General features: G+C 41.8%; 16 protein-coding genes. 7 read left to right on the forward strand and 9 right to left on the reverse strand.

Annotated elements, in window-relative coordinates:
* The 4 genes from VB732_RS31245 to VB732_RS31260 all read left to right on the forward strand — a co-directional run.
* Positions 1–909 (forward strand): AraC family transcriptional regulator (locus VB732_RS31245; protein WP_323234737.1); only part of this gene is annotated, 909 nt, incomplete at its 5' end.
* A gap of 130 nt (positions 910–1039) precedes the next feature.
* Positions 1040–3601: a TonB-dependent siderophore receptor gene (locus tag VB732_RS31250; RefSeq protein ID WP_323234738.1), complete on the forward strand. Its 2562-nt coding sequence runs from the start codon at positions 1040–1042 to the stop codon at positions 3599–3601.
* Between the two features lie 137 nt (positions 3602–3738).
* On the forward strand, positions 3739–4569 hold the full coding sequence (locus VB732_RS31255; RefSeq protein ID WP_323234739.1) for an iron-siderophore ABC transporter substrate-binding protein: 831 nt from the start codon (positions 3739–3741) through the stop codon (positions 4567–4569).
* Between the two features lie 4 nt (positions 4570–4573).
* A complete protein-coding gene (locus tag VB732_RS31260; protein WP_323234740.1) occupies positions 4574–4951 on the forward strand; it encodes a DUF1636 family protein in 378 nt (125 codons plus the stop codon).
* A gap of 101 nt (positions 4952–5052) precedes the next feature.
* Here the strand turns inward: VB732_RS31260 and VB732_RS31265 are convergent, their stop codons facing one another.
* From VB732_RS31265 to VB732_RS31295, 7 genes are all read right to left on the reverse strand, one after another.
* Positions 5053–5757, reverse strand: a complete 705-nt coding sequence (locus VB732_RS31265) for a type 1 glutamine amidotransferase domain-containing protein (protein ID WP_323234741.1) — start codon at positions 5755–5757, stop codon at positions 5053–5055.
* 283 nt (positions 5758–6040) lie between these two features.
* The gene (locus VB732_RS31270) at positions 6041–6454 is read right to left on the reverse strand and encodes a hypothetical protein (protein WP_323234742.1); all 414 of its coding nucleotides are present in this window, start codon (positions 6452–6454) and stop codon (positions 6041–6043) included.
* Between the two features lie 351 nt (positions 6455–6805).
* The gene (locus VB732_RS31275) at positions 6806–7516 is read right to left on the reverse strand and encodes a hypothetical protein (protein ID WP_323234743.1); all 711 of its coding nucleotides are present in this window, start codon (positions 7514–7516) and stop codon (positions 6806–6808) included.
* 33 nt (positions 7517–7549) lie between these two features.
* Positions 7550–9013, reverse strand: coding sequence for a cytochrome c (locus VB732_RS31280; RefSeq protein WP_323234744.1), 1464 nt, complete (start codon positions 9011–9013; stop codon positions 7550–7552).
* A gap of 19 nt (positions 9014–9032) precedes the next feature.
* A complete protein-coding gene (locus tag VB732_RS31285) occupies positions 9033–10454 on the reverse strand; it encodes an NADH:flavin oxidoreductase (RefSeq protein ID WP_323234745.1) in 1422 nt (473 codons plus the stop codon).
* A gap of 3 nt (positions 10455–10457) precedes the next feature.
* Positions 10458–11375 carry a hypothetical protein gene (locus tag VB732_RS31290; protein WP_323234746.1) on the reverse strand — a complete coding sequence of 306 codons (918 nt, stop codon included), beginning with the start codon at positions 11373–11375 and terminating at the stop codon, positions 10458–10460.
* 23 nt (positions 11376–11398) lie between these two features.
* The gene (locus VB732_RS31295) at positions 11399–13150 is read right to left on the reverse strand and encodes a peroxidase family protein (protein WP_323234747.1); all 1752 of its coding nucleotides are present in this window, start codon (positions 13148–13150) and stop codon (positions 11399–11401) included.
* A 549-nt stretch (positions 13151–13699) separates the two neighbouring features.
* Between VB732_RS31295 and VB732_RS31300 the strand changes: the two genes are divergently transcribed.
* From VB732_RS31300 to VB732_RS31310, 3 genes are all read left to right on the forward strand, one after another.
* Positions 13700–13879: a hypothetical protein gene (locus tag VB732_RS31300; RefSeq protein WP_323234748.1), complete on the forward strand. Its 180-nt coding sequence runs from the start codon at positions 13700–13702 to the stop codon at positions 13877–13879.
* Positions 13880–14286: 407 nt separating this feature from the next.
* Positions 14287–15960, forward strand: coding sequence for a hypothetical protein (locus VB732_RS31305; RefSeq protein WP_323234749.1), 1674 nt, complete (start codon positions 14287–14289; stop codon positions 15958–15960).
* A 191-nt stretch (positions 15961–16151) separates the two neighbouring features.
* Positions 16152–17474, forward strand: a complete 1323-nt coding sequence (locus tag VB732_RS31310) for an ABC transporter ATP-binding protein (protein ID WP_323234750.1) — start codon at positions 16152–16154, stop codon at positions 17472–17474.
* 2 nt (positions 17475–17476) lie between these two features.
* On the opposite strand, the gene VB732_RS31315 is transcribed toward VB732_RS31310, so the two are convergent.
* Complete coding sequence (locus VB732_RS31315) at positions 17477–17848, reverse strand: DUF5615 family PIN-like protein (RefSeq protein WP_323234751.1); 372 nt, start codon at positions 17846–17848, stop codon at positions 17477–17479.
* Entirely contained in the window at positions 17845–18075 is a 231-nt protein-coding gene (locus VB732_RS31320; protein ID WP_196510892.1) for a DUF433 domain-containing protein, read from the reverse strand. The genes VB732_RS31315 and VB732_RS31320 overlap by 4 nt, the downstream gene beginning before the upstream one ends.
* Positions 18076–18343 lie beyond the last annotated feature (268 nt).

The following is an 18343-nucleotide window of genomic DNA, read 5'->3' on the forward strand; positions in this document are numbered from 1 at the left end:
TTAGACGTGATGTACAACTACCCAAAGCCACTGGGACAAGGTTTCTGGCGGGAAATCAAGCTGCGTGAGGGTTTAGATTTGTGCATTGGTGATTTGCGCTTGTGCGATCGCATAATTTTTGAAGATCCACAAACAGAACATCCGCTACATTACCACTTTCATTTTTCAGGGGGACACGCGGATCAATATACATCCATAGGTGGCGGACAGTATATTTTTCACGGTAGTGGCTTAACTCCTCAAATCCGGTCTGAAACTTATCACGAACAGCCATTTCTGGAGGTGGAATTTACAGTGCAGCCTGAGTTGCTGCGTTCTTTTGCTGGCGATCGTGAAGGGCAATTACCAAAAGAGTTACAGCACTTAATTCGACCGGATGATCAGCTAAAATACCATCGCTGTGGCACAGCTACCCTACCGATGCAGAGAATCGCACAGCAAATTTTGCATTGTCCTTATCGGGGTATTGCCAAACGGATGTACTTAGAAGGTAAAGTGCTGGAATTGATGGGAATCCTGATAGGGCAAGAGGTTGAGATTCGTGACAGTAAAAGCAATATTCAGCCTTTGCAAGCAGATGTGGTGGACAGAATTCACCACGCTAGGGAAATTATATTGCAACGGTTGGACAATCCACTATCTTTGAACGAATTAGCGCGGCGAGTCGGTTTAAATGAATGCACCCTGAAACGGGGCTTTCGTTCTTGTTTTGGCACAACAGTATTTGGGTATCTGCGTCACTACAAACTTGAGCAAGCACGACAACTACTAGAAGCAGGAGAGATGAAAATTACCGACATTGCTCAGGCAATGGGTTACAACAGCCGCAGTCCATTTGCTGCTGCATTCCGCAAACAATTTGGCATGAACCCCAAGGAATACCAAAAACTGCGAAAAAATTCCGTTTAGCTATCGAAAAAATTCCGTCTACCTATCGAATTAGTCTTCTGCCATACCTAATTTAACGGTATCTTGTTGAAACTAATTATTATTAATGGTGTGAGCAGTGGTGTCAAATTATTGCTGGTTGAAGGTGTGGATGCTTAGTTCCTTTTGGGGATTGCTTGCCTTACCATCTGTAGCGGAAACTAATTTAAACCGTAGTAATTTTGATGCAAATATATATCCTCTAGCAACTGCGGCTACAAATCTACACGAAGTTGAGCATCCAACGACTACGGTTAAACAGTGGCTTGCTCAAGGGATAATTCAGGTAACGGGTGTAAAGTTAAGGCAAACAGACAAGGAACTGGAAGTAATTTTAGAGAGTACAGGTTCAGATAAGTTGCAGCCTGTAAGTAAAAGTGAGGGAAATAATTTTATTGCAGATATTCCCAATACTCAGTTAAATTTGCCATCTGGTAGTGAGTTTCGTCAAGAAAATCCTGGTAGTGGAATCACAGTAGTGACTGTAATTAATCTCGATGCTAATACTATCAGGTTAACAGTAACAGGTGTAGCCAGTCCTCCCAAAGTAGAACTATTTGATAGTGATGAGGGTTTAATTTTCGGTGTGGCGGTAACTGGGACTGTGGCATTACCGCAGCCAGAAACAGAAAAGCCAACGAGTGAAACACCACCAGAAGAACCAACAGCACAGCAGGATGAGCCGATTGAGTTGGTGGTGACGGGTGAGGAAGATGGATATCGCGTGTCGAATACCTCAACTGGGACAAAAACTGATACACCTTTGCGTGACATTCCCCAATCAATTCAGGTAGTACCACAAGAAGTATTGCGCGACCAACAGGTGACTCGCTTAGAAGATGCACTCAGAAATATTGCTGGTGTCAATCAGAGTTTTAACTTTGGCCCATTGGCTTTCTATAGTATTCGCGGATTTGATGTCACAGAAACAAATCTTCTGAGAGATGGACTGATTGATACATTGGCTGGACAAGTGAGTGAACTTTCCAGTATTGAGCGAGTCGAAGTTCTTAAAGGCCCTGCATCAGTTCTATTTGGTTTGGGTAATCCAGGGGGAAGTATCAACCTCATATCTAAACGTCCTTTGCCCGATCCTTTTTATGCTGTTGAGGCAACTATTGGCAGCTATAGTTTTTATCGAGGTGCGGTTGATTTATCGGGGCCGCTAAATGACTCGAAAACAGCGTTATATCGTCTCAATTTAGCCTACAGAAATTCAGGTAGTTTTGTTGATTTCTTTAATGGTGAAAGCTTCAATATATCGCCTGTGATCAGTGTGGCACTTGGCGAGAAAACTAACCTGACTTTGGAGGCAGAATACATCACAACAAGAGATACGATCGCATCTGGTGTACCTGTGATTGGTAGTATATTACCTAACCCCAACGGCAAAGTGTCCCGTAATCTTAATCTGACTGAACCTTCTGATAGTTTTGAGCAGACAATTTTCCGGCTGGGATATCGGCTAGACCATAAGTTTAGCGAAAATTGGTCGATAAACAATGCATTTAGGTTTGCATTTCGCGATCTCTATCAACGACGCACGGATTCTAGAGGTTTAGACGAAGATAATAGCACTTGGCTGCGATCGGCTTCAGAAAGCTCTTCCGAAAATAGAAACTATGCGATGTCAACAAATCTGATTGGGAAGTTTGCTACAGGTTCAATTCAGCATCAGCTATTATTTGGATTTGATTTAAATCGTTTTGACAACTACAATCCAGTCACTCCTAATTTCGAGGCGGCATCAATTAATATCTTTAATCCCGTATATGGTCAACCGCGAGGATCGAATATTCTTTTTTCTGAGGGTTTTCGACAGCAGACGAACTCATTAGGAATTTACCTACAAGACCAAGTTGCACTCACGGATAACTTGAAGATTTTATTGGGTGGGCGGTTTGACGTGATTGATCGAAAATATGAAGATTTAGTTAGTAACACGGAAAGCAGTGGGACTGATAGTGCATTCAGTCCTCGCTTTGGGATTGTCTATCAACCTATTCCTGCGATCTCTCTCTACACCAGTTACACAAGTTCATTTACTCCACCAGGCGGCTCATACTTTTTTGGCGTTGACTCATCCTTTGAGCCAGAACGCGGTAATCAATATGAGATTGGCGTAAAAGCAGATTTGAATGATCGACTTTCAGCAACTTTGGCATTATTTGATTTGACTCGTACTAATGTCACCACAGAAGATCCCAACAGACAAGGCTTTTCTATCCAAGTAGGTGAGCAGAATAGCCAGGGGGTTGAACTGAATCTGGCGGGTGAAATTTTACCAGGATGGAATATTTTTGCTGGCTATGCTTATATCGATGCCCGCATTACGAAAGATAATACTTTGACACCAGGAAACCGATTATCAAATAGTGCCAATCATTCTTTCAACTTGTGGACAAGCTACGAAATTCAAAAAGGCAACTTACAAGGCTTAGGGGCTGGAATAGGCTTGTTTTTTGTAGGCGATCGCGCTAATTTTGACAACACTTACGAGGTTCCTAGCTATTTTCGGACTGATGCCTCTATTTTCTACAAACAAGATCGATTCAGAGCCGCACTCAACTTCAAAAATCTATTTGACATAGACTATTTTGAAAGTTCGCTAGGTAATCGTGTTTATTATGGACAACCCTTTACGGTTCAAGGGACAGTTTCCTGGCAGTTTTAATCATCGAAATCATCATGCGACATTTTTTCTACTGGCTAATATTAGGCATCTTGGGATTTACTCTGCTTACAGCTTGCAATCATCACACCCCTCAAAATATATCCTTTTTACCTAAACAACCAACCGCAGAATGTCGCATGGTTAAACACACAATGGGGGAAACCTGTGTTCCCATTCACCCCCAGCGTGTTATCACCTTATCATCATGTACTTTAGGTAATGTTCTAGCCCTTGGGGTTAAACCCATCGGCACAACTAACGAAGTTTACGTTGAGGGAAACTCTCTCTCATCGATTAATGGTGAAACCGAGGGAATAAAACTACTGGGACTTTCACAACCAAATTTAGAAGCAACATTACTACTCAAACCAGATTTAATAATTGGTGTAGATTGGTTCAAGCCAATTTATCCTTTATTATCTAAAATTGCCCCTACGGTATTAGGCGAAATTGATTATATAAGCTGGCAAAAACATCTGAGCCTTGTGGCTGAATCACTAGGAAAAGAAGACATTGAAAAAGCACTTTGGGAGCGTTACTATCAGCGAATAGAACAGCTAAAACAGGCATTAGGAACTCGCTATCAAGGTAAAAAAATATCCTTCGTAACTGTTGGACGTGGTGAGATATATATTGATTCCAAAAACTCATTTCCTGGCTCTATTATCAGTGCTGCACTTTTGCAGCGTCCAGTCGCACAAAATCTCGATTCAACCTATGGAGCGTTTCCTATTTCCCTAGAGGAACTACAAAAAGCAGATGGCGATATTTTATTCGTGACGACTTTTTCAAAAACAGGCAATGAATTTCTAGCAAAAAAACAACAAGAGCCACTTTGGAAAACCCTGAAAGCTGTTCAAGAAAATCACGTTTATTATGTTGATTATATGGCATGGGCTGGAACAAATATGCTGGCGACTGATGTAGTTATTGATGACTTATTTAAATACCTAGTTAACACTCCCTAACTTTATGCCTAAACACACTATTTTTGTATGTAAATCCTGCCACAATTCATCTGAAGAACGACCAGAAAAGTCGCCTTTTGATGGGGATACTTTGCTTGATAAAGTAAATACTTTATGCTCTAAAAAACTCCCCTCTGACGAAATTACAATTCAGCCAGTTGGGTGTTTGTGGGCGTGCAGTCAAGGCTGTGTTGTAGCTGTATCAAGCGATGAGAAACCCACCTATCTTTTTGTCAATCTTACTCCAGAAGAAAGCGCAGCCGCCTTACTAGAATTTATGCAACTGTATATCAAAAGCCGTAAAGGTAATATAGTTTGGGAAAAGCTTCCGCAAGTTTTACAGCCGGCTATTTTCGCCCAAATCCCACCTGTGGAAGCGTAGTTGCACCTGCGATCGCCTCTCGATACTGTTTGGTTAAGATATCTCTAGGAAATTCACCTGTCTTTATCCCCTTTTCCTGCGCCCTCTTGACAAATGCGCCATCACTCTAAGCTCTTATGAGTGGTCTGGGATAGAGATTTGACTAATGCCTTTGCAACTGCTTTGGCAGATTGAGGATTTTGTCCACTGATGAGGCGATCGCTAACTTCGACATGGGGAATAAAAGGAAGTATCCCTCTTTTATAGATAGCACCTTGGTTTTTAAGCTCGTCTTCTAAAAGATAGGGAACAGCTTTAGTCAAACGAATCAACTTTTCTTCCAGGTTGGCGAATCCTGTAACGGTTTTTCCGTCTAGCAAAGAGCGTCCATTGGCAAGCTTAATGTTAAGCAGTCCAGCAGAACCATGACATACGGCTGAGACAAAGCCACCTTTTTCATAGATTTCGGCTGCTATCTGTGCCAGTCTTTCATTACTAGGGAAATCCCACATTGCCCCATGTCCACCTGCATAATAAATGGCGATGTAATCTTCTGGGTTAACGGCTTCAATCGGAATTGTGTTATTCAGTTGAGATTGAAGGCGTTCGTCTTCCAAAAATTGACGATTATCTTTATCTCGTAAATCGTAACTTTTTTGATCAAGCGGTGGTTGGCTTCCTTTAGGGCTAGTAAAGTCAACTTCATAACCTGCTTCTCTTAGAATGTGGTAGAAATGTGTTACTTCTCCCAGCCAGTAGCCTGTTTGTTTACCATCATTTAAGGTGTCATGGCTGGTGATCACAATCAGAACTTTTTTATCTTTCATGGTATTAAAATCAGTTAATTTAACTATATGAAACTAAATCATATCGTCCTCGGTTTGAAGCGTGGGTTATTGGTAGTTTAGCTCCTATCATATATCGGCAACAACTTCGGGCGCAGGGGATAGGTCGATTAACCTGCGATCGCGTTGAAGCAAAATTATTTCAGCATTTAGATCGGATTGAAGTAGTATTAAGCTTTGTTGGGTTTCACTTCGTTCAACCCAACCTACGGTTCTTCTCAACCCAAGCGTATTGATATGAGTCCTATATTAAAGTGGACAGATGTTAAGCTAATTGCTCAACAGTTTCAGTATTTTTGAGTGTCAGCCAAAGTAAAATCCCGTTGAATATGGCGTATACACAATCGAAAATACCAAATATTAGGAATGAGCGTGTTTGTCCCTCGATAAAAACTAGCCACAACCAATAACTTCCGATCGCCATACGTACTAACACCGCAAATTTGGCGTTCCAACTGTACCGTATTGGATCGCGACCTCCAGGAATATACAAAATGGAGATAAAAAACAGCAGTAAGCCATCGTGTCGCATCCAAGTTACTGATCCCCCACCGCCTGGCAAGTTGAGGAAATCGAGATACCATTGCGGTGTAAAAATAAACGGTAGTGCCATCCCGAAAATATTAATCAATACACCAATGAAAGTAACGGTGTTAAACCATTTGACGAATTTGTTCATGAGAAAAGCCTCTGGTTAAAATCAACCATAAAATACGCATTTAAAGCGGCTCTCAAACCTGTTCCCTGCTATACAAATAGGACTTACGCACACTCTACGAATTCTTGGCGTTCTTGGCGGTATGCCTGCGGCACGCTACGCGAACGATAAATTAAGCTTTTCGGCAATTTTTGCGTAATACCAATTCTGTATGAAGATGCGCTAAACCATATTTAAGTATAGGGAAGAAAAACGAACCGCAAAGGACGCAAAGGACACAAAGTAAAGAAAGAAAGAAAGAAAGAGAGAAAGAAAGAAGTTAAAAGGGTTTGGCGCAGCCTCACAAAAAAATGGTATAAGTCCTGAAAATTTTTAAGTCGGATTGGTAATTTGAGCAGCTTGTGAGTTTTCAAACTGAATTGATTGCCACTGCTGCATAGCTTCCTTAGTCCAATTTGGATGAGATTTTAATAGATCGGGTACATCCTCAAGTTGACTTAAAGCCTGCTGAGATTGGGGGATGATTATATATCGATAAAATCTTTTTTCTAACCAAGATAATTCATAAACATCTTGCAATTTATTGAGAAGATAGTTTGAATTAAATCTGGGGTCATTTGCACTACTACGTAAGAAATTAATGTAACCTTGTAAATCAAACTTTGGAGCCGAACCTGTCAGTATCATTTTAGGTTCTCCATTACTCAAAGAGGAGAATGTAGCATTATGGCAAGCTGCACAGTTAAGGCTGACTTTGGGAAACCCAATTGTCTGTTTGGTAAGTCCAACAGGTACTTCCTCGCCAGCTTCCCAATCCATTTTTAGGGAAACATACCCTCCTGGCCCTGGCAACTTCTCAGGAAAGAGTCGTGGAAGTATCAACCAGATCCAATAGGGTACACTATCTAGCTGTTCTGTCCCAATTGTTCCATAGTTAAATTGCTGTTCAACAGAGGCGTAAGCAACAGGAACTTTCCGAGACAGATGAAACCAATTTAAGTACCAAACTGATCCCAGAAGAAGAACAAGAATTAACCCAAAAATAGTGACCAGTCTGCCTATTTTTCCTTTTGTACTAGTCATAAATCTTTTTTCCTTAATCAGGAATTATCCGCATTAGAGCTTTTTCAAGTACTCAACTAAAGCATTCTTGTCTTCAATAGAGAGTTCCGTTCCATATAAATGTCCTGTGTTACTGTTACCAGGAAGCAATGTGTCAAACTTAAAGTATTTTTGATCGCCTTCCTGAGCAACATTAGACACAAAGCCAACGTTCTGCTGATCAAACAAGTCATTGCCACGATAGAACACTTTGGGTCGATTCTCTGGCGTTTCTAGCAAATCTCGCAGTGTCGGAACAGAACCGTTATGCAGGTAAGGCGCTCTCAACCAAATGCCATCAAGTGGCATATTGGCATAACCGTTAGTTTTGCTAAAATGCTTAAATCGTTCCGGGTATCCTGCAAATAGGGTGTTCTGGTTGGCAAGCAGTTCGTTGGTATAGGAGTTAAGGCGGTGTGGATCAGTGCCAATTTCTGCAATGGGCATAACTTTCCCAACGCGATCGCCTCCAAAGGTGTGGCAACTGGCACAAGAGTTTTCAAAGATTGGCTGACCTTTCGCTGCTAAATCAGCATTAATTTCGTAAGGATAAGTTGGAGGTGGTAGTTCCCACAACCAATCAGCTATTCGTTTTAACCCAGCACGATCTACTGATGTTGGGGTAATTCCAGCACCTAAACCGGCACTGAGATTGCGCTCGTCTACAGAGGTATTGTCTCCATCCCAGTGCAGTTGGAGTCCTTCGCGGGGCTTTTGATTCCAAACTGAGGGAAAGTCAGCTGTCCCAATCAGTTCTTTCTCTGGTAGCTTACCCATCGGAAAATTGAACTGAAGCGTTTTATAAGGATTAAAGGTATCTACTCTTCCTGGCCCCCATTGAGGTTGGCGATTCAGGAATGACAAGCGATCGCTCTGAATGCTCAAGGCATCCCGCGTCATCGGAATGGCAACGTAGCGATAAATTAATTTTTGAATTGGGTTGAGATGTCCACCGATCGCTTCAATCTGAGGTAACATCTCATCTGGTACAAATCGGGAATCTTGGGCAACCTTGCTCAAAAACTGGATATAACCCTGCAAGTTGACTACATTTGCTGGCATAGCTGAGATTACCTGATGAGGACTATCAGGCTTTTCTCGCAAGGTTCCGGTATGGCAAACGGCACAGTTCAACCCGACACGATTCACAAATACCCGACGTTGTGAGAAGCCAACGGGGAAATCCTTTCCCTGTTCATAAATAAAACCCAGCGATGCATAGCCACCTTTGCCGTTTTTGGGTAAGTATTCTGGAAACATCTGCGGTAGAACTTTCCAGATCCAATAGGGAATACCCCGTGCTGGTTCGCTACCAATAGAACCGTATTTAAAATGGTCGTTGATATCGGAATATTTGACGGGATTGTTGCTAATTAACGGTACCAGCACCGCGATCGCAACTGCGAACAAAATGCTAACAATCAAAACCCAAAGTTTTTTCCAGCCTTTAGCCGGTATTGGGGTGCTTTGTGCGCTCATCCATTTTTCCTCTCATTGCTTAGTGAAATGGTGCTGGTTGAAATACCGTCAGCACTTCTTTGACCATAATTTCGCGATCGCCACTGTAACGGCGCTCGTCATAGCAACCCAAAGGATTTTCCAATGTATTTAATAAGCACTTATTGCAATAGGTGCAGGGACTGGCAGGAACATCTTTGCCGGCTGCAAATTGCTTCACCAAATCGTTATTTGCCACTAATGGACGCGCGATACTCACCGCATCACACAAACCTTCTTGGATAGCTCGATTAATATAAGAAGCCTGTTGAAAACCGCCAGTGCAAATTACGGGAATGTTGACCTGCTTTTTAATTTCTCCAGCATGGCTCAGACTAATGCCCTGATATTGGTGCAATAGTGCTTGCATATCTTGAGTTGAGATAAATTCCCGGAAGGATGGGTCTAAATCGGCATCTTTAATGGGTTCTTCTGTAATTGGGTGTTGTCTTTGTTTGGGTTTGAGCCGATTCCACAGAAATATAAAAATTGGCTGTAGCAAACGATAACGGAACAGCAGGTAATTACGGAAGGTATAAATCCCACTGGAAAGCATGAGATCGTACCACCGAACAGCATCCTCCAAGGGAAAGTCACCAATTGGATTCAACGGATGGGGAAAAATGCTACCAGTAGAGACATGAATCGCGTCTGCGCCTGCTGCTTCCACCCATTTACAGACCTGGATTGACTCTTCCAGTGTATTTCCGGGTTTCTCCCAGGGAATCACTGCATTGTTGTATTCCACGGCGCTGATTTTGGCTTGGAGATGAAAATCATTTCCGACTTCCTGGCGGATAGCCTGTATCACCTCTAGCAGAAAGCGAGCGCGATTTTCTAAACTACCACCATACTCATCTTGACGGTCATTAATTCCTGAACTGAGAAATTGTGTAAATAAATAGCCATTAGCACTATGCAGTTCCACACCATCAAGTCCAGCTGCACGAGCGCGACGAGCAGCAGCAGCAAAGGCGGCGATCGTTTCCTTAATTTCTGTTTTGGTCATGGATTGACAAAGTAACCCATGAAAAGACTCTGTTTGACTGGTGGAACTGAGAGCTTTTTTGTTGAGATTCTCAATTCCAGAAACATCCTGCTGACGGCCTGAATGGCTGAGTTGCATGATCAGTTTGCAATCATACTCATGCACCTTCTTACCTACTTCTCGCCAGAAGGGAATCCGTGCATCGCTGTCAATGGTGGCATAGTTAGGAATAATTCGACCGCGAATCGTTACAGGCACAAAAGATGTGATGATTGCACCTACACCACCACGGGCAAATTTTTCTTCCCAATTGATCCGGGCTTGGTTTCCCGAACCGTCGTAATTGTCAAATCTGCCGGAAATATTCGAGCGAAAAATCCGGTTTTTAACTGTTAAATTACGAAACTTCAGTGGTTCAAAAAGATTATCAGCCATAGGTTATTTCCCAAAGCGCTGGTGTCTAAAAAAGAGACGACTGTCACCATAAGAGGAAGCAATAAATTCAGAGGTAGTTTTAATCTGTCCAATTAATTGAGCGTTGCGACGCTGTTCAGACTGTGACGTTTTATTGTCACCCTGATTAGAATCAATCCCGTAGACAGAAAATAATACTGTTCCAGGTGTGATTGTTGCTAAGTCATTACGAAAATCGCGCCCAGGACTTTCTGAAAACTGCACTGTTTGACTCGGAACTAAAAATAGTTGAGTGGGATAGGCAGGATGAGCTACGCTTCGACCTTGTTGATCGATTTCGCCCAATCTTTTTAACGATATCTTTGTGGGATACTTAGTCACTCTCATAAAGATGAGATTGATCAATTTTGGGCCAATTTGCCTCACAACTGGAACAATGTTGGAGAACTCATTAGCAAAGAAATTGTAATTGTTTCCTTGACCTCTTAAAGAAACGAGTGCCGAAAAATCTTCGGAAGCGGTGCCATCAATAAACCATTTGATGGCAAGACCCGGAGCAAATCCGCGATCGCTAGGATCGGCTGTAACTGATAATCGTAGTAAACCGTGAGCTGCTCCCCTAAATAATCCTGTATAGGGAGTGTGGTCTGCGGGAATAAATTGAATCTTAGCTACACTGGCATGGGCGTGAATTGCTTTTTTCCAGTCTGGCGGTGACTCATCGGATGCGTATTCCATTTTGGCTCTCAAAGGAGTCAAAAATAGACCTATAACATCAATTTTTTTCAAAGAAGGCAGTTGGTCATACTTGGATTTGAGAATTCGTTCATTCCATAGAAATTCCTGCTTCTGTTTCCCATCCCAGGATAAATAATCAGTCGGCAGTGAATTAAGATTCTCAGAGTTAACCTGAGAATCATACCCTTGTTCTGAGCTTTTCATAAGTTGAACCAAAACTCATCTGATTAATCAAACAAGTGTCTCCAGGGAGCAAAAGCATTGTCTAGACCCGTATGAGCAAAAGACAATTGGGGATAGTGGCGACACAAAACGGTCAACATGGTATTTTTATCAATCCAATCTAGCCCGAATTGAGTATATACTTCTGCCCGGTAATCTTTGGTAAAGAAGCGATCGCTTTTCAAGCGTCGTGATGCCATCAAAATGAATACCCGAAAGGCAGTATCACTGAAGCCAAATCCCTCCGGTATATCCTCTGCAAACATACCTACCATCAAATCAAGACTATCGATGTCATTGTTGTAGACCTCGCGCATCTCCTTAACCCATTTTGAGTTACTGGTAATTTCTTCAAAAGATTTCACCCGACCACGACCAATCAGTTCACGGAAACGGTTATAGCGGGGAACTCCGCGTTCGCGATCGCGTAAAATATCAACTGCTGCTAGGTCAAATACTTCTCCGTTATCCCGCACCAGCTGCTGCAAGAAGCGTGGGTAATTGTGCAAGGTAATTGCCCCTGGATGAGCAATTCCTAAAGAATAAAATAAATCTGTCATGGGAATGGCTTCGACGACTGCCCTCGTGCGTTTGCCAGATGCTTCAAAGAAATCTTTCTTCATCAGTAGTTTGCCAGTTTTAAGTTCGTGGAACTCAAACTCATCAGGAATTAGGGGGTGCAACCGATAAACAGATACAAACTCTTCAGTCAAATAGTAGGGCGCGGTATGATGATCTGTTGATGACCCAACAATTCCGCTCCAAAGATCGCCATCCCCAATCCGACCAAACAAACTTTTCACATGCTGCCCCAGTAATCCATACCAGTTGGCATTCATCCCAATTTGTAGGGCAGGATGTCCAAGGATACCCGGTGTCCATTCTACGGTGTGAATTTTTGCCATTAAAGCAGCATTAATTAACCGCGCATGGTCGTAGAGTTGATCGTCACTCCAATCAGGATACCGCCGCTTTAGTTCATCGCAGAGAGTGTTATGTTCCTTAACAAACAGAGTATGCAGCAAACTCAACCCAACCCACCAATTATCATTGGAACCTGTTTGGTCAACGCCTTTTTCCGGGTCTAAAGGTAACAGTCCATCATCACCGATGGTTAGTTTTCCGTCTATATGAGAACGTAGTTTATCGGCAGATTTTTCATCATAGCCATAGATTTGTGAGCCATCCCACCAATGAGTTGAATCACTAATAAATGTTGGTGGGCCAGATTTATCTCCTTCGGGACGAGAAGGATCTGCTTCGGTTTGGGCTACAGCCAAAGGACGACACTCTTGAGGCCAAGGATCGCCTTCTTCTAAGGGAATCTCTAATTTTTTCGTGGGATGGTGTTTATGCACAAACCAATCATGGTTTTGGAACTGAATCCATGCAGCTGCCAAAATGTTTAGTGTAGTTGCAGGGATAAACTCATCTCGCGTCATCAAAGTCCGACTAACTGTGCGCGGGTTTGGCTTCATCAAATTATTTTCGTCTGGGTAAGCCTCTTTCAACGGCACATTGCGCCCAAAACGAGTTCCAATCATCCCCATTTCTGGATGCTCAGGGTCGTTGAAGCTACCATCAAATGTACGAGTTGTGAGATGCCGTCCTTGAGGATCTGGCAAAGGTTTAGGCAATTTATCTTTGTTTGATAATTGCGATGTATCGTGCAAATTCTTTTGCCGCAGGATTTCACGGAATTGATTTAAGCGAAGAAGCGCCAAAGGAACAATTAGTCGATGCCAAGCTTTAGTCATTTTTGAAACTCCACTTATTTTTAAATTGGGAATAAGTACAGATAGCAGAAGATGACTTTCCAGTACTACTAATTAGGATTCCTGATGATCGGGTAGCAAGACTATATCGCTATAATCCCACCCTCTCAGAACCAGATTTGCAGTAGGTAGTCAGCGAGTAACCAATATTGACTTCCCACCACCGCCCTCTTAACTACGCTCGGTGTGTAGTATGCATTCATAGCCTAAGAATTGAGCCGCCTCGCCGCTCATATAGGGCAGCGTCTCTTCACTAAGTTCAACTTAATTAAAAAGAATTCAGATATCTGCCTAATCAGTCTCAGCAAAACTTAAAATTTGACCTTTTTTAGCTTTCAGAATCTCCTTAACAGCAGAAAAAAATTTAAGTTTTTAACTTTTGAAAAAAATAGGATTTAAATATTTTGCAAAATCATGTTCAAAACTAGTTGATTTTTTATCCTACGTACATAATTTTTAATTATGTAATTAATATACTTGTCGCTTAGTAAAGCCTAAACTCGCTTCAAACCTTATACAGCATAAGTTTTAGTGACTAAAAATGAAATACTTGAAATGCTTACTCTGGCTGGTTTTTATCGATTTTTAGCATTAATTGTGACAAATAAAATAAATGAAATAACAATTGCATTTCATTCATCTGTAGGAATTTTCAATTTAATTTTACAATATTTGCTTTTTAATTTTTTCAAAAGCCTAGTAGGTGAATAATTTCTATAAAGATATTACTCCTGTCTACTTATTCAAGTATGCCTAAGCAAGTCGGACACTGCCTTGTTTATTCAAAAATATTTACATAAAGATTTGATAAATAACCAAACTGAGTTCTTAACAAATGCTGTTGCTGTTAGGTGCGAATTGTCAGGAGCATCCCAGCTTTTATTCTTCCAAAAAAAAGTAAACAACTGGAGTTTAGACTAAGCAATGTAAAAGACCCATGCTAGTCTGCTTCACCCTTTCTGTCCTTTAGCCTAATATTTTGATTTATTGCTAATTGTTGATTTTTTTTACTTTTTAAAAAGCAATTTTATTAGAAAATTAGTATGAGCTTATTATTAATGTGTATTTCCATATTTACGCTCCAATAAACAATAATCCTTTGAATTTTCAGGAAAATTATGGTTAATTTTGTAACACCTGATATGCTAGTGGGTCTAGATGATGCACCAGAGGAAGTAATAAACGCCTTAAGAATAGAACCACGTGAACCAGAGCAAGATCCAACTTTAGGAATATCAGTCTCTGTCAATCGAGAAGGTACACCTCGGCATCGGTTAGTAACAATAGGGGACTCCTTAACTCAGGGATTTCAAAGTGGAGCTATTTTTAACACTAAATTGTCCTACCCCATGCTTATAGCCCGTGAGATGGGGTGGGATAAAAATTTTCGCTACCCAACCTATCCAAGCCCTGGAGAGGGTTTACCAATGAACTTGGAGAGGCTCATCAGAGAACTCAGTAATCGATTTAAGGTTGCAGATGGGATTAATGGGATAGATTTAGCTTTTGTTATACCGTGGTTATGGGGTTATTTTAACGAAATAGAGAATTACTGGGAGCGTGGTCAAGGGCGACAAGCTCCAGAAAGGGGGTTAGTCAACCATAACTTAGCTATATATGGATGGGATTTGAGGAACACTTTGTCTCGCAATGCAGATATTGCCAAAATAGCTATTCAAGAAAAACCTCCTAAAGATGATGCCAATTTGCTAAATTTCGATTTGAATTTCCTTCGTCAAACCCCCGAACATGCAAATGAAATAGCTACTTTGCGGGTTTTAAATACTGCGCGAGATTCTTTTGGAAAAGCTTTAAGTCCTCTAGAGGCTGCTCTCAAATTAAGCCAAGAAGGGAATTTAGAAACGAGTCAAGGCGATGGAATTGAATGCCTAATTATCTTAATCGGTGCTAACAATGCTTTAGGAAGTATTTTAACTTTCCAGATTAAGTGGTCTGGTAAAGATTTTCAGGACATGACAAAAAATGACAAATATACTGTGTGGCTTCCAAGTCATTTCAAAGCTGAACTTGACATGATTGTGGAGTTAGTTAAACAAATTAAAGTTCGCCATGTAATTTGGGGGACAGTTCCTCATGTGACAATTGCTCCTTTTGCACGCGGTATTAACAAAGATGAGAATGGTCATAAAGTAAAAACTGCTTCTCGCTATTTTCCTTACTACGCCCCATTTTGGTTTACTGAAGAGACTTTTAATCCCATACAACATATACACATAACTGCAAATCAGGCTAGAGCCGTCGATAGTGTTATAGATAAGTACAACGAATACATCGTAGATGCAGTACGTCAAGGTCGAGAAGAAGGTAAAGACTGGTACTTGTTTGAAACCGTTGCTTTGTTAGATCGTTTAGCAGCGCGACGCTATATTGATGATGAACAGGCACGCCCTAAATGGTGGACTGAATATACTTTACCACCAGCAATTGATGCACTCCAGCCAAAGCCAGACTCTCGCTGTTTTCATTCGAATTCAAAGGGTCGCCAACAGGGTGGTTTATTTTCTTTAGATGGAATTCATCCTACTACTATTGGCTATGGCATTATGGCACAAGAAATCATAAAAGTTATGGAACTTGCTGGTATCAAGTTCTACGAAAATGATGGAGTTACGGAACGCAAGAGTGGTATTCAAATTAACTTTGAAAGTTTAATCCGAGAAGATACACTTATTTCTCAGCCACCGACTGCTGTCTCTGCTGTTTTAGACTTCATTGGTTGGTTAGACATGAACACAAACGCTGTATCCCAAATGTATAAGAATAGTTTGTAGAGGCGTTGTTGCATGAACGGGATAGTCCAAGCTTAGTCCGGGCAAAGTCTAGAGAAATTGTAGTTTGGTATACATTTTAGCGATTTAAACTCACTAATTGCATCAAGCGATCGCTAATACTAATTCTGGATGTATTATCGGCGCTAAACTGTCATTAGTCATTGGTCATTAGTCATTAGTCGTTAGTCATTGTGTCCCAAGTTGTTTTAGAAAACGTTTATAAAAGTTTTTCCCCGCGTAAAGGGGAAGGTGTTACCTCACAAAACCAATCTCCTCTCACCTCTGGGGAGAAAACTGATGCAGCGCAAGAACGTGCGGGAAGCGTTAACGTCTTGCGGCGGATTAACTTAACGATCGCAGATGGCGAGTTTATGGTGCTGGTAGGCCCATCTGGCTGTGGTAAAAGCACCTTGCTACGATTAATCGCTGGGTTAGAAACGATGACTGGCGGTAATATCTGGATAGGCGATCGCTTAATCAATGACCTACCGCCCAAAGAACGCGACATCGCAATGGTGTTTCAAAATTACGCCCTCTATCCCCACATGACGGTGTATGACAACATCGCTTTTGGGTTGCGCCGTAGGGGAAGCAGGGGAGCAGAGGAGCAGAGGAGCAGAGGAGAAAATACTTCCTCGTCTCAATATCTTCAGGCGTGGACAGAAAATCTTTTTGTGGGGGCAACAAGAAAGCTACCTAAAGGATTGCGATACATTTCTGACAAAGAACGGGCGGTGGATGAGCAGGTACGTAGTGTTGCTCAACTGTTGCAAATCGAAACATTGCTGAATCGCTTACCCAAACAGCTATCTGGGGGACAAAGACAACGGGTTGCATTGGGAAGAGCGATCGCGCGTGACCCCCAAGTATTCTTAATGGATGAGCCGCTTTCTAACTTAGATGCCAAACTACGGGCGGAAACCCGCGCTCAAATTGTGAAATTGCAGCGCCAACTGGGGACAACAACTATTTACGTTACCCACGATCAAACAGAAGCGATGACAATGGGCGATCGCATTGCGATTATGTCTGAAGGTAAAATTCAGCAAGTTGCTTCTCCCCTAGAACTTTACAACCGCCCGGCCAATCTTTTTGTAGCAGAGTTCATTGGTTCACCACCGATGAATTTTATTCCTGTAGAATTTCATGCCCCACAGTTGATTACTCATTCCCAGTTGCGTTTCACCCTGCCAGAAATTTGGGGAAAAGCTTTACAAAAATATGATCGGAAAACTCTAATTTTAGGCATTCGCCCAGAACACTTGAACTTGAGTATGCCTGCTACCAAAAATCTACCGGTGCAAGTAGATTTGGTAGAGAATCTCGGCAACGATTCCTTTCTCGCTGTTAAGATTGCCGAACCGGGTTCTCAACCTGCTACTACAGCTAAATCCCTACAAGTGCGAATCCCACCAGACCGATTTGTACAACCTGGAGAGCAACTTTGGTTATCTCTAACTCCAGAGAAAATTCACTTTTTTGACCCGGAAACTGAGTTAGCGATATTTCCCTAAAACTATCCGCGTCTAATTGGTAGAATACGCACTCTGGATTGGGCTTGGTCAACAGTGACCAATGCGCCTGTCTCTAGTGAAGACTCAAACTGATTCAGGGCTGAAATAACTAGATTTTCGATACTTTTTGGCAAAACATCCTGGGTACGAACCTGAATGACACTGGGAGTATCAGCACCTGTAGCAGCAAGCAGGGAACCGAAGTCTAAATCGTGAGTAAAGACGATATATCCATTAGTTCTTGCCCACTCCATAATTATTGAATCTTTCTCACGGGGATCGCCAACCGTAGACCAGTGGACAGCAGAGATATTGTACCTCTCAAAAACTGCAACCCAATCAGGGGAAAGATTCATATCAATCAAAATTTTCATGCACTTCTAAGAGGGACTTCTATTTCTTCAGCCCGCCATGCAGCGTAGGCAAGTGCCTCATAGATGTCAGCTTCTTCGAGGTAGGGATATGCTTTGAGAATGTCACTATTACTATGTCCAGATGCCATTAACCCGACGACAGTACCAACAGTAATACGCATTCCCCGAATACAGGGTTTGCCACCCATCACTTCAGGATTGCGAGTAATTCTAGTGAGATTTTGCATAATTTTTGTAGAGTGGGGGTGAGGTTATTGGATTGAACAACCAAAAATGGCCGCGTCAATCTTTTTCATTATCGAACTTTCACTATCTTTCAGGGTAAAATTCAAAGTCTCTCTCCTTTTAGGAGAATGATTTAGAGATAGGTTTTTCAGATACCGTGAAAACTCAGGTTGTAGACATCGCTTTGTTTGTGGAGATTTATAAAAGCGATATTACCTGTGTACTCGATGGCAGTGCGACAAAGTTTGAAGTACCTCAACACGACTTTGG

Source organism: Nostoc sp. UHCC 0252, from assembly GCF_034931145.1.
In the GTDB taxonomy this organism is placed as follows: Bacteria; Cyanobacteriota; Cyanobacteriia; order Cyanobacteriales; family Nostocaceae; genus Nostoc.

What these genes read in the sequence shown, in the direction of transcription:
- VB732_RS31250 (WP_323234738.1), top strand. Translation starts at nt 1,040, where the DNA reads ATGCTTAGTTCCTTTTGGGGATTGCTTGCCTTACCATCTGTAGCGGAA.
- VB732_RS31255 (WP_323234739.1), top strand. Translation starts at nt 3,739, where the DNA reads ATGGTTAAACACACAATGGGGGAAACCTGTGTTCCCATTCACCCCCAG.
- VB732_RS31260 (WP_323234740.1), top strand. Translation starts at nt 4,574, where the DNA reads ATGCCTAAACACACTATTTTTGTATGTAAATCCTGCCACAATTCATCT.
- VB732_RS31265 (WP_323234741.1), bottom strand. Translation starts at nt 5,757, where the DNA reads ATGAAAGATAAAAAAGTTCTGATTGTGATCACCAGCCATGACACCTTA.
- VB732_RS31270 (WP_323234742.1), bottom strand. Translation starts at nt 6,454, where the DNA reads ATGAACAAATTCGTCAAATGGTTTAACACCGTTACTTTCATTGGTGTA.
- VB732_RS31275 (WP_323234743.1), bottom strand. Translation starts at nt 7,516, where the DNA reads ATGACTAGTACAAAAGGAAAAATAGGCAGACTGGTCACTATTTTTGGG.
- VB732_RS31280 (WP_323234744.1), bottom strand. Translation starts at nt 9,013, where the DNA reads ATGAGCGCACAAAGCACCCCAATACCGGCTAAAGGCTGGAAAAAACTT.
- VB732_RS31285 (WP_323234745.1), bottom strand. Translation starts at nt 10,454, where the DNA reads ATGGCTGATAATCTTTTTGAACCACTGAAGTTTCGTAATTTAACAGTT.
- VB732_RS31290 (WP_323234746.1), bottom strand. Translation starts at nt 11,375, where the DNA reads ATGAAAAGCTCAGAACAAGGGTATGATTCTCAGGTTAACTCTGAGAAT.
- VB732_RS31295 (WP_323234747.1), bottom strand. Translation starts at nt 13,150, where the DNA reads ATGACTAAAGCTTGGCATCGACTAATTGTTCCTTTGGCGCTTCTTCGC.
- VB732_RS31305 (WP_323234749.1), top strand. Translation starts at nt 14,287, where the DNA reads ATGGTTAATTTTGTAACACCTGATATGCTAGTGGGTCTAGATGATGCA.
- VB732_RS31315 (WP_323234751.1), bottom strand. Translation starts at nt 17,848, where the DNA reads ATGAAAATTTTGATTGATATGAATCTTTCCCCTGATTGGGTTGCAGTT.
- VB732_RS31320 (WP_196510892.1), bottom strand. Translation starts at nt 18,075, where the DNA reads ATGCAAAATCTCACTAGAATTACTCGCAATCCTGAAGTGATGGGTGGC.